This window comes from Acinetobacter rathckeae, assembly GCF_015627125.1.
GTDB classification, from domain to species: domain Bacteria; phylum Pseudomonadota; class Gammaproteobacteria; order Pseudomonadales; family Moraxellaceae; genus Acinetobacter; species Acinetobacter rathckeae.
The window spans coordinates 102,539-114,372 of sequence record NZ_VTDO01000002.1 but is presented as its reverse complement, the minus strand read 5'-3'; the positions used below and the strand labels follow the sequence as shown (position 1 = coordinate 114,372).

General features: G+C 36.7%; 11 protein-coding genes and 2 tRNA genes. 6 read left to right on the top strand and 7 right to left on the bottom strand.

What is annotated here, in order from left to right; all coding sequences use genetic code 11:
* The first annotated feature begins 34 nt into the window (after positions 1-34).
* The 3 genes from I2F31_RS04010 (at position 35) to I2F31_RS04000 (ending at position 1,950) form a co-directional block, all read left to right on the top strand.
* Positions 35-1,588, top strand: coding sequence for an APC family permease (locus tag I2F31_RS04010; protein ID WP_195768245.1), 1,554 nt, complete (start codon positions 35-37; stop codon positions 1,586-1,588).
* Between the two features lie 202 nt (positions 1,589-1,790).
* Positions 1,791-1,866 (top strand) — tRNA-Asn (locus I2F31_RS04005).
* 8 nt (positions 1,867-1,874) lie between these two features.
* Positions 1,875-1,950 (top strand) — tRNA-Asn (locus I2F31_RS04000).
* 51 nt (positions 1,951-2,001) lie between these two features.
* On the opposite strand, the gene I2F31_RS03995 is transcribed toward I2F31_RS04000, so the two are convergent.
* The gene (locus I2F31_RS03995; protein WP_195768244.1) at positions 2,002-2,403 is read right to left on the bottom strand and encodes an NUDIX domain-containing protein; all 402 of its coding nucleotides are present in this window, start codon (positions 2,401-2,403) and stop codon (positions 2,002-2,004) included.
* 137 nt (positions 2,404-2,540) lie between these two features.
* On the opposite strand from I2F31_RS03995, the gene hemP reads away from it, so the two are divergent.
* On the top strand, positions 2,541-2,717 hold the full coding sequence (hemP, locus tag I2F31_RS03990; RefSeq protein WP_195768243.1) for a hemin uptake protein HemP: 177 nt from the start codon (positions 2,541-2,543) through the stop codon (positions 2,715-2,717).
* An 85-nt stretch (positions 2,718-2,802) separates the two neighbouring features.
* Here hemP and I2F31_RS03985 read toward each other — a convergent pair whose 3' ends face one another.
* The gene (locus I2F31_RS03985) at positions 2,803-4,215 is read right to left on the bottom strand and encodes an aminotransferase-like domain-containing protein (protein WP_195768242.1); all 1,413 of its coding nucleotides are present in this window, start codon (positions 4,213-4,215) and stop codon (positions 2,803-2,805) included.
* 141 nt (positions 4,216-4,356) lie between these two features.
* On the opposite strand from I2F31_RS03985, the gene I2F31_RS03980 reads away from it, so the two are divergent.
* The gene (locus I2F31_RS03980; protein ID WP_213014809.1) at positions 4,357-5,550 is read left to right on the top strand and encodes a benzoate/H(+) symporter BenE family transporter; all 1,194 of its coding nucleotides are present in this window, start codon (positions 4,357-4,359) and stop codon (positions 5,548-5,550) included.
* A gap of 187 nt (positions 5,551-5,737) precedes the next feature.
* Positions 5,738-6,373, top strand: coding sequence for a LysE family translocator (locus I2F31_RS03975; RefSeq protein WP_323127556.1), 636 nt, complete (start codon positions 5,738-5,740; stop codon positions 6,371-6,373).
* 59 nt (positions 6,374-6,432) lie between these two features.
* Here I2F31_RS03975 and I2F31_RS03970 read toward each other — a convergent pair whose 3' ends face one another.
* From I2F31_RS03970 to I2F31_RS03950, 5 genes are all read right to left on the bottom strand, one after another.
* Positions 6,433-7,395, bottom strand: coding sequence for a CsgG/HfaB family protein (locus tag I2F31_RS03970; protein WP_195768240.1), 963 nt, complete (start codon positions 7,393-7,395; stop codon positions 6,433-6,435).
* 61 nt (positions 7,396-7,456) lie between these two features.
* The gene (lpoB, locus tag I2F31_RS03965; RefSeq protein ID WP_195768239.1) at positions 7,457-8,056 is read right to left on the bottom strand and encodes a penicillin-binding protein activator LpoB; all 600 of its coding nucleotides are present in this window, start codon (positions 8,054-8,056) and stop codon (positions 7,457-7,459) included.
* A gap of 12 nt (positions 8,057-8,068) precedes the next feature.
* Positions 8,069-8,467: a DUF1425 domain-containing protein gene (locus I2F31_RS03960; RefSeq protein WP_195768238.1), complete on the bottom strand. Its 399-nt coding sequence runs from the start codon at positions 8,465-8,467 to the stop codon at positions 8,069-8,071.
* 12 nt (positions 8,468-8,479) lie between these two features.
* Positions 8,480-9,901 carry a hypothetical protein gene (locus I2F31_RS03955; RefSeq protein ID WP_228285068.1) on the bottom strand — a complete coding sequence of 474 codons (1,422 nt, stop codon included), beginning with the start codon at positions 9,899-9,901 and terminating at the stop codon, positions 8,480-8,482.
* A gap of 123 nt (positions 9,902-10,024) precedes the next feature.
* Positions 10,025-11,800 carry a GspE/PulE family protein gene (locus tag I2F31_RS03950; protein WP_195768237.1) on the bottom strand — a complete coding sequence of 592 codons (1,776 nt, stop codon included), beginning with the start codon at positions 11,798-11,800 and terminating at the stop codon, positions 10,025-10,027.
* Between the last annotated feature and the right edge of the window lie 34 nt (positions 11,801-11,834).

Below are 11,834 nucleotides of genomic sequence, written 5' to 3'. Positions count from 1 at the left end.
TATAAGTAACTATAAAGATATAGAGATAAAGAAAATGCAAGAACAGTACCTAAAAAAGAAAATGGGGTTTTGGTCACTTACGGCCTTGTCTCTTGGTGGCATTATTGGGTCAAGCTGGTTATTTGGCCCATATGTTACGGCACAACTGGCAGGACCATCTGCGATCATTTCATGGTTAATTGGTGCTGGTGTTATTATTCTAATTGCACTTATATACGCAGAACTTGGGCGAGTAAAACCTGAAACAGGTGGATTAGGACGTTACCCTATATATTCACATGGGAAAATGCTAGGAGCCTTAACAGGATATTCTATATGGCTTGGATATTGTGCGACTGCCCCTGTAGAATCGGCTGGTATTATTCAATATGCAAATCAATTTTACCCCCATCTATATGATACAGAAGTACAAAAGCTCACCGCTGAAGGCATTACAGCCGCCTGTTTTCTAATGGCATTTTTCGTATTATTTAATTATTGGGGTGTTCGGCTATTTGCAATTACCAATACTTTTATCACTATCTTAAAATTTATTGTACCTGTTTTAACGATTGTTATTTTTCTATTTTCAGGTTTTCACCCAGAGAACTTTACTAGCCATGGTTTTGCACCTAATGGCATTGGCGCAAGTTTAAGTGCCATTTTAACAAGTGGTATTTTCTTTGCTTATACTGGCTTTGGTAATGTCGTAATGATGGGCGGAGAAGTTGTAAACCCCAAACGTAATATTCCATTGGCCTTAATTACGTCATTAGTTGCAGCAGCAATATTATATATTGCACTTCAAGCCATCTTTATTGGTGCTGTGCCACCTCAGTTACTTGAACATGGTTGGAGTGGCATCAAGTTTGACTCACCTTTTGCCAACTTAGCAATCATGATTAATATGGTCTGGTTATCATGGATCATTACTGCTGATGCAATGTTCTCCCCGACGGGATCTGCATTATCTTATACCGCAGGAACATCTCGTCATGTTTTTGGTATGGCAAAAAGTGGGTTTTTACCACAATACTTCGAAGCCATTAACAAACGTTTTGGCGTTCCAACTCGAGCACTTATTTTAAACTTTGTTATCGGGCTATTATTTTTATTCCCGCTAAAAAGCTGGAGTGCCATTATTGCAATTGTTGGAGCAATCAGTATTTTCAAATATGCATCTGCATGCGTTACCGTCATGGTATTTCGAAAAGTAGGCTTCACAAAAAATAATGGCTTACCAGCCATGCAATTTATTGCCCCACTTGCTTTCGTTCTCGCCACACTACTAATTTACTGGACAAAATGGGCCAAAGTCCAACTAGCACTTACAGGTATCACCTGTGGTGTAATTGCGTATCTTATACTACACATTGTCAATAAATATCCGAAAGAAGAGTTCTTAGGTGGTATTTACTTCATATTTTATATTTTCATGCTTGTCATTTTGTCTTATTTAGGAAATTTTGGTGGCATAGGCATTTTACCTGAACCATATATGTCCATTATTGTGGCAATTTCAGGCTATGTCTTTTACTACTTTGCAGTATGTAATGGCGTTTGGTACATGAAAAAACAAAATATCGTTGAAAAACTAAATACACTATAAGATGGAGTAAAGGCATATTAAAGTAACTCACCTTAATATGCCTTACCCAACAATATAATAATGTACATGAGGTAAATCCACACAATATTGCTCAAATAAAAACCCACCACATTGATTTTGCTCATAAAAAATACAATCAATGCATTTAAATAGAATATTTCCTTGACGAGTTAAACGATCACCCATAGAATGCGACACAGATTCTCCAATAGCTCAGTCGGTAGAGCGACGGACTGTTAATCCGCAGGTCCCTGGTTCGAGCCCAGGTTGGAGAGCCAAAGCTTATTCTCCCATAGCTCAGTCGGTAGAGCGACGGACTGTTAATCCGCAGGTCCCTGGTTCGAGCCCAGGTGGGAGAGCCAAGATTCTAAATCCCCTAAAGTTTAAAATAACTTTAGGGGATTTTTTATGGCTTACTGAAAATATTTTCCCTCACTCAAACGTTTTAATATGACATCATTTGCTTTAGGAAAGTTTAAGGTCTGTATTTGATGACACTCCACCCAAAACCAAGGTGCTTTAATCTGTGCGTATTGCATTGCATCCACCTCAGACAGATGAACATATAAATTCACAATAACATCATCATACTCATGCTGAATAAAATCGACTTGTTGCCAATCTGAAATTTGAATACCAACTTCTTCAAAAATCTCTCGCTGACAAGCACCTTCAGGTGTTTCACCATGTTCTAGCTTTCCACCTGGAAATTCATTTTTATTACCCTGATGTTGCTCAGCACCACGCCACCCCACTAAAACAGACTTCTCACAAACAATAAGTGCAATTGCAACATTTACTTCAGTTTTCGACATACTTATTCACTCATATAACATTTAGTTTATTTTACACATACAAAAATTTTCATAAAAAGACTATTTTTTCATTGACAGCATTATTCGATAATGATTATCATTTATATCGTTAGCAAACGCCACGGAGAAGCAACCCAATGAACGCACCTTTTAACTTATTTACACGCAGCACCAATACTGAAAACACACAAACTTTACCAATGCTACATTCAAACAACCTTTTTGCCCTTGGTCGTGAAATTCGCATTATGCATGCTGGTGAAGAATATCGTTTACGCCTTACTCGTAATAACCGCCTCATTTTAACGAAATAAGCACCGAGCAGAAGCAACATTCACTTTGCTAAAAATAAACGTGGACAAAAGCAGTTTCAAAGCCAAGAAGCTGCTTTTTTTTAATTTAAACCAAACGCCCTTTTAGTCGCATCATATGTTTTTTTAACAGATCAAAAATACGCTGATCTAAACAATGAGAGACATTAAAGCGTATAAATTGATCGGCACTTTTGGCCTGACTAAAGACTGTACCTGCAACTAAAATTAAATGATCTTCACGACAACTCTTTGCCAATGCATTTGCAGAAATACCGACAGGAAGCTCACACCACAAAAACATACCCGACTTCGGAATGACCCAAGGCTCGATTCCTAAACCTTTTAATTGATGTACGGTATAGTGTCTTGCATCATTCAGCCGATGTTGCATATATTCTAAATAACGGCGATATTGAGCATCTTTCAATGTATTATGAACCAACACTGCATTGAGTTGACTGCTATTAAAATTACTTGCAATTTTAATCTTTGCCAATATTTCTATATATTCAGGCTTTGCCACAATATACCCACAACGAAATGATGCAGATAATGACTTAGAAAAACTGCTAATTTGAATCACTTGCTCAAAGTCAGATAGCAATGCATACCTTGGAGTAGGTACTCTTTCAAAATCACTGTATACATCATCCTCAACAATAAGCACATTATGCTCTTCAGCAATTTTTAGTATTTTATGTGCAGTACCAATACCAATAGATGTCCCTGTTGGGTTATGTATACCTGAGTTGGTAATATAAAGCTTAGGAGAATGCTTCATTGCCAATAAAAATTGACTGACATCTGGGCCATGAGGTGTAAATGGCACACTAATCACATTAATCCCAAGTAAATTAATCACACTAAAAAAATTAAAATAACACGGATCATCAACAATAACGGTATCACCCTCTTTGAGCCATGCACGACAAATCATATCTAATGCTTGGGTTGCACTGTCTGTGAGTAATACTTGGTCATGGTGCATCAACGCACCCAAATCACTTATTCTTTTTGCAATCATTTCTCTTAATGGTGTGTAGCCTAATACAGAGCTATAACTCAGCAAAACTTCAGAGGGCCCTGTAAGCAACTCTCTAAGCGATTTTTTAATATGTGCTTCTGGTAGCCAATCTGTTGGTAACCAACCGCAACATGGCTTCAAAGAAGCTTCTGTGGCCATTAATGACTGATGAGCAACCCAGAACGGATCACTTTCTATATTTTGAAATGTTGTTGTATTTTTAATGGCAATATAAGGCGTATTTTTAACAAAATAACCAGAGCCATGCCTCACTTCTATTTTATGTTCTGCAAGCATTCTTTCATATGCTTCAAGTACTGTAGAGATAGAGACACCCAACTGTTTTGACAATACCCTTAAGGAAGGCAACTTCCCTCCTGGTAAAATTTCGTATGTATTTATTTTTTCAGATATAAAATGAATCACACCATCTATTTTTGTTGGTCTTTTATCCATAACAGTTTTTATATTCATACCATAACAGTTATATCAGATTGTATGTATCTGTAACTACTTTAACCATAGGTATTTTGTCATAAATACAAGTATATGATGTTCATACTTATAAAAGTGACATCACACAATGATTTAATGACCTATGGAATATAAAACTAAATGCATGGTATCACTCAACTCAAAAAAGACTTTTCCTTTTCTGCGCTGATTGCAGGATTTTTTGCTGTTCTGATTTCTTACGCAGGGCCACTGGTGATTGTCTTTCAAGCCGCCAAAACTGCTCATTTATCTACGGACATCGTATCGTCTTGGGTTTGGGCGATTTCAATAGGTAGCGGTATTTTAGGCGTTGTCTTAAGTTACAAATATAAAACCCCAATTATTACAGCATGGTCAACACCAGGTGCAGCGTTACTGGTCACAGCATTTACAACAGTGAACATTCATGAAGCGGTTGCCGTATACATGATTGTCGCTATAGTCACTTTCGTGATTGGTTTATCGGGCATATTTGATAAATTTATTAATATGATTCCCAAAGGGATATGCTCAGCACTACTGGTAGGTATTTTATTTAACTTTGGTATAAATACCTTTAAAGCAATGCAAAGTAACTTTTTATTGGTTGCAATCATGCTACTGGTGTATTTATTTTCTAAAAAACTCATCAGTCGTTATGCTCTGGCAATGGTGCTTATTGCAGGTTTTATCTATTCAGTTTCTTCAGGACTCACTTATTTTTCAAATCTGCACTTTACATTTACCCAACCTATTTTTATTTCTCCTGTACTCAACCCTCACTCAGTCATCAGTTTAGGCATACCGCTACTATTGGTGAGCTTAACAGGGCAATTTATGCCAGGCATGGCTGTTTTACGGTCTTCTGGCTACGCTGTAAAATCTAGTCCTATTATTACCTTATCTGCAATCATTTCAGGGGTCATATCTATATTTGGTGGACACGGCGTTAACTTAGCTGCTATCACAGCAGCCATTTGCACAGGCAACGAATGTCATCACAACAAAGAGAAACGATATATTGCAGGCATATTGAGTGGTGTGTTCTATATTATTTTTGGTCTATTAAGTTCATTCATTACTTTACTGTTCATCTCTCTTCCATATGAATTCATCACCACCTTAGCAGGGCTAGCCTTAATCGGGGCAATGTTAAATGGTCTACAAGGTTTAGTTGCAGATACAGCAAATAAAGAAGCCAGCTTAATTACTTTTATTACAACAGTCTCTGGAGTGTCTTTACTTGGTCTTGGATCTGCTTTTTGGGGCGTTGTTTTTGGTTTAGTTGCCTATTTTATTTTAAAGCCAAAATCTGAATACTCTGATCTTAAATAAATTTACCTAAACATACATTGATGATCAAAGGTCTCTACTTTTGATCTAGATGCCCTATACCTGTTGAAAGAGACAAGTCGTAAAAAAATGACCTTTGCACAAGGTTTCATAAGAAAAATTGGGTCGAACACGTACTTTTAACATCAGTCTTTCCCTTAAAGATACGCACTATAAATCACTATGGAAGATGTCACTCATGAGCATTCTATTATTCTTTTCATTTGCACTTTATTGTTTCGTCACCTCGATCACACCGGGGCCAAATAATATTATGCTGATTTCATCGGGTTTTAATTTTGGCTTTAAAAGAACCATTCCTCATATTTTAGGCATTGGGATTGGTTTTTTTGCCATGTTTGTTTTTATCGGCTTTTTTATTTCTCATTTATTTCATTTTTCAGTTTTATTCTACGAATGTATTAAAATCATTGGCATTGTTTATTTGCTTTACTTATCTTACCAACTCATAAAATCGAGTCATCTAAATATTTCTTCTAGCACCGTATACTCACCATTTACATTTATGCAAGCAGCTGTCTTTCAATGGATTAATCCCAAAGCATGGATCATGGCAATTGGAGCAATATCCACATACACATCAGCAAACTCTAGTATTATGTCTATACTATTTTTAGGTTTCATTTACTGTATTATTAACATACCAAGTACATCTGTATGGGCATATATCGGAAGTCACCTGCAAAAAATAATTCATAGACCTAAACATTTAAAGCTATTTAATCTGATTATGGCAAGCTTACTTATTATATCTATTATCAATCCAATGATTGAAAGCTGGAAATTTCTTATGCATTATTTTTAATAATATGAAGCCAATAAAAAAGACCGATTATTGAATCGGTCTTTTTTATGTCTTTATCATTACCATTGTAAAGGTTTATCACTAGAACCAGGTGTCATTTCAAAATCAGGGGATGTATCTACTGAACCTGAGTTTGTTTTACCTGTTTGTAGCTTTAAACCAATCAAAATATCTTGATAAAGTTCCTGAGCTACACGGTCTGCGGTCGTATTTTCTTGTCCAGACACTAAATTTTGTGCAGTAAAGCCAGAGAATGTTTTATTCAGTGTTCCTGCAGCGGCAACTTTACTTGTATTTGCTTCGATCACACGCCAAGTTAAGCGAACTTGTTCCGCATTGTCATTTAGACCATACATAGACTGTGATGCTTTACCAATTTGAGTAATTTTACCTACTACCAGATAGTCCACCCCCACTTTTTGCCCCAAACGAGCCAACTCCTGTGGTGCACCATCCCAATTTAAAAAGTCCGTTTCTTGTTGCATTTCACTTAAATACTGGCGATCTAATACACTCAACTTACCAGATTGTGTAATATGCGTACCAATTAAGTCAGCCAACTCACTACTAAACTCATCATCATAAGAAGCTCCACGCGTCACACGAAATGGTAAAATTGCAATGCGACTCAGATGTTGATCTTGTACATTTGACTGAAATTTATTGACATACACACGTACTTTGGCATGATAATTATTCGGCGAACCAGTTAAACTCAGTACTTGATAGCGATTTACTGAACCAGATCCTGTTGTATCTACACTAAATACAGGCGAAACTTGGCTTTTATAGTTCCACTCACTATTACTCACACTCATTTTAACTGTAGATTGATAATCAACACGTGATGAGACAGATGTACCATTCACAGACTGAACAGCGGTGAGTAATGCCTGTGCAATCGCCTGTTGTTGTGTTGTCCCTGTACCCACAGTATCTTTTACCACTTCTTTTAAGGCAGCAAAAGCAGGCAAAGAAATGAACCCTAAAAGCACTAAAAATGCGTAAATATATTTTTTCATAATAAAAAATTAAATAGCGTAAAGATGACGCAAAATTTATCGCCATCTTTACAAATAAAAGTTATAGACCAAAGGTTGAACGCTTAGAAGCCTTACGAATTTCTTTCTCGCTTGTCCACTCAACAATACCTGATTGTAAGTTAGTCAACTTCAACGTAAATTTGTAGTACACATCACTCTTACCACCTGCATTTTTTACAATGCTTGATAAATTACCATTTAGCATGTACTCAGCACCTACTTGTGCACCAGTACGTACAGATGTTGCTTGATTCACCATACCACTTTGCTTTTGGTAAGCGATCTGCTGAGCCACAGCACCAACTGAAGTCATATCAACAAAACGGAATTTGCCTGAATTAATCAATTTGTTTTGAATGGTATCCGTCACAGACTCTGTATCAATATGTTCTTGTGTTTTGTTTTTAATACGATCAACAAACATAACTGGACGGCGAGTTTGTGTCATCTGAATAACAGGTGGAAAGCTCAACAAATCATCCACCATTTTATTAGCGATCATCTGTAAATCAGTAGAGCCAAAGTCTTTTGTTAATGTTTCTACAGACTGTGCATCACCATAGCTTACATTACCTGTTGTTGCACAACCACCTAATAAAGCTGTTCCTAAAACAAGCCCTGTTACTAATTTTAATTTCATTTTTTCTCTCAATTATTTCTTTAAATAAACAACTGTATCTACAGCTGATGGATTTGGAGCCAATGACTGAACACTTTTAATTTCACGCCCTGTCAATTCAATAGGCTTCCAAATAACGCCCTCTGGGTTTACCTCAATACCTTGAGCATCTACCCAGATAATTTTGTAAAAAAAGTGTTTATTATTAAAACGCTGATTTTTAATTGCAATAGCTACTTTTTTAAGTGATCCGACCTCAACCATATTTACACGGTCAACCCCTATTTCTGTCAGCAACACGGGGTTATTTGTACGCGTAGTTACCGATGTTGCACCATGACTATCTGTATGTGTCATAAGTGCATTAGGTGCAGTACATGCAACAAGCATTGATAATGTGCTTGTTGTTATAAACGCTTGATAAAATTTCATATTAAACTCTATTTATTTTACTGTTGCACCTGCAACAGAATTACTCGTTAAAGATATTTTATTATTAATATCATATGCATATACAAAAATAGGCTGTGTCACACCTGCTGGTACAGTAATCGGTAAGATGTCACTCTCTAACCCTGTTGTTTGACTCAACTTCAATTGATAAGTACCAGGCTTTAAATTTAATCGAGCAACTTGTGTATTACTTGGCAAGGTTGACCATGAACGTAAATCAGCATGCTCTGTTGCAATATTCATTAAATTACCCGCAAGCTGCCCTAACGTTCCCAGTTGCTGCCCCAATTGCTGTTGTACAGCATACTTTGCAACAATACGTGCCACTTGTGTGGAGACTGTAGAAAGCGTTTGCTCTTTCAATTGTTTTACGGCTAAAGCACCAATATCACTCATAACATAACTGTGCTGTAAGACACGGCCATCTATAGATACTTGTATTGGTTTGGGTATTTGATACGTTAATGGGTCATACATTGCAAAAGAAATACTGCTTAATCCGTTTGGTACAGGTACAGTAATTTTTTGCTCTATTTTTTGTGGTACGAGACCTTGTTCAATAAAAATCACCACAGGAGTTGTTGCTGTATTTTGCTGAAGACCAACATTGTCTACACGTTTAACATCTTGACTAATTTGTTGATCAGGTTGTAACTCATAAGCCTTCTTATAATCGACTAAAGCATCGTTATACTCACCCATAGCTTCCCAAACATTTGCAGCCATATAAAATGCATAGCTATTTTGATATGTATTTTTAATTTTACCTGCAATCTGATCCAGACCTGATAAAGCATCATTTAACTGAGTCGGTGCTTCTGCATTTTCAAAGTCTTCCTCATCTGCTACTTGTTTCTGAGGATTTTTTGCTTTTGCTTTCTCTACTTTTTTTGCTAACTCTTTTTCATGATTAATTTCTATTTCACGCTGTAGTTGCTGTGCAATACGCATTTCAACACCAGCAGACTGTAAATCATTAAGGAAAATATAGTTTTTTGCTTGGGAAATATGGGCAAGTACTTGCTCATAAGGTGCAACTAAATAGGGTACAACTGAGTCGTTACTTAACATTGACAAAGCTTTAAAACCCACTCGGCTAACACTAACCACTGCACGATTATTCTGTTTATCTAACAGCTCAAATGCTTTTTTATAAGCGTCTATACTTTCTTGATATTTTTGGTCAACCTGATAAATACGTGCTTTCTCTAGAATATATAAAACTGCATCTTTTCCTGTTTCCTTATCTTTTAGTTTAGTTGGCAACGTATTTGCACTATCTAGATTCATTACCCCACGAAACTGATTACTTTCCTCTGTATATGTTTTAAACGTGCTTGCATCAGCAAAAGGTATTACACATAACAAAATACTAAACAGTCCAGTACGTTGTACGTACTTTATTAATGTCATATTAGTTCATCTTTTTATACTTAAAAAACAAATGTATTATAATTGTATGGTTTATATTTACAAGTGTAATACACCAAATATGTTTACTTTTTTTTTAAAAAGACTACTTATGTCACAAAATAATCAAGTCAAAGGCACAACACGCAATACTTCATCTATTGAAGTCACACCTTGCATAATTTTTCGAGCACCCGCAATTCTTAAAGGCTCTACACCATCTAATTTTGCTTGATGACGAATGCGAGACAATGGCTCATCTTCACTAATCATTTGCTTAATGGCCAAAGACACTGGCATAAACTCATAAATACCAACACGCCCTTTATAACCTGTATAACGGCAGTCTTCACAACCGACAGCACTATAAGCCAAATTTGGTACAGTCACAGTATAACCTGCTGTCAGTTTTTGCCATGCTTGAGCATCTACCGCATTTTGTTTTTTGCATTTAGGGCACAATGTACGTAATAAACGCTGTGCAAGCACACCTAATAACGTTGATGCAGTTAAAAAAGGTTGTACACCCAAGTCATGTAATCGCATTAAACTTGATGGTGCATCATTGGTATGCAAGGTAGATAAGACCAGATGCCCTGTGAGTGCTGCTTGTATCGCCATATCCGCAGTGTCTTGGTCACGTATTTCCCCCACCATAATCACATCTGGATCTTGTCGCATAAGTGCACGTATACCATCAACAAAACCTAGATCAATCATAGCGTTAACCTGCATTTGATTGAAACTTTCTTCAAGCATTTCAATAGGGTCTTCAATGGTACATACATTCACTTCATCTGTAGCTAAGTGCTTCAATGATGAATAGAGTGTGGTGGTTTTACCCGACCCTGTCGGCCCTGTGACCAAAATAATACCATGGGTATTTTTGGTCATATCTTGCCATTGTTGATGCAAATGGCGATCAAAACCCAACTGTTCAAAACCACGTACTAGCACTTCAGGATCAAAAATACGCATGACCATTTTTTCACCAAAAGCAGTCGGCAATGTTGCCAGTCGAAGTTCAGTTTCTAAGCCTTTAATGGTTCTGGTTTTTAAGCGTCCATCTTGTGGTTTACGCTTTTCTGCCACATTCATACGACCCAAAATTTTGATTCGGGCAATGACTGCTGTCATGGTATTGGTTGGCATTTGGTAGATGGTATGCAAAATACCATCTATACGAAAACGGATATTACTTTTTTCTTTACGAGGCTCTAAGTGAATATCACTTGCCCCTTGCTCAAAGGCAAATTCCAATACCCAATCGACCAACTTCACAATATGTTGGTCATTGGCATCTGGTTGGTTTGACTGACCAATTTCAAGCAGTGCTTCTACACTGTGAGTATCAAAACGTTGTTGCTTCTTCTCTGATAAATAAACTGCACGGCTGACTTGATAATACTCAGCCAAATAACGTTTTAAATGCTCGGGGTTGATTAACACCTGCTTAATCGTTCTTGGCTTAATACTTTGCTCAAGACTCCGTTGCCAGTCATTAAAAAAAGGTTGATCTGTGGCAATAGTCACTTGCTCTGGATTGATTGAAACTGCCAAAATATTATTTTTAAAAGCAAACTCTTGTGACATCACTTGCGTTAAATTTGCTACATCTGCATTTAATGGATCAACTGTAAATAGCTCTAAGCCACTTTTATCTGCCAACCAACGCATAAGTGTGGTTAAACTTAAGGTTTGATCTTTATTTTTCTGGTTTTTTAAATCGAAGGTTGCAATCCATTGCAGTGGATGCATGGTAATATTATTTTTATTGCGTGGCGTGGTTTGCACCAATATTTTATCTCGCTCATTCATTAGACCATCTGTCACAAGTGCCTGCAAGGACCACTGTAAATCAATTAAAAAAGAATATTGTGTGTGTGATTTAGAGCCTGTCATTTGCAAAACACTCTGAATAGTTTTAAATCAATAC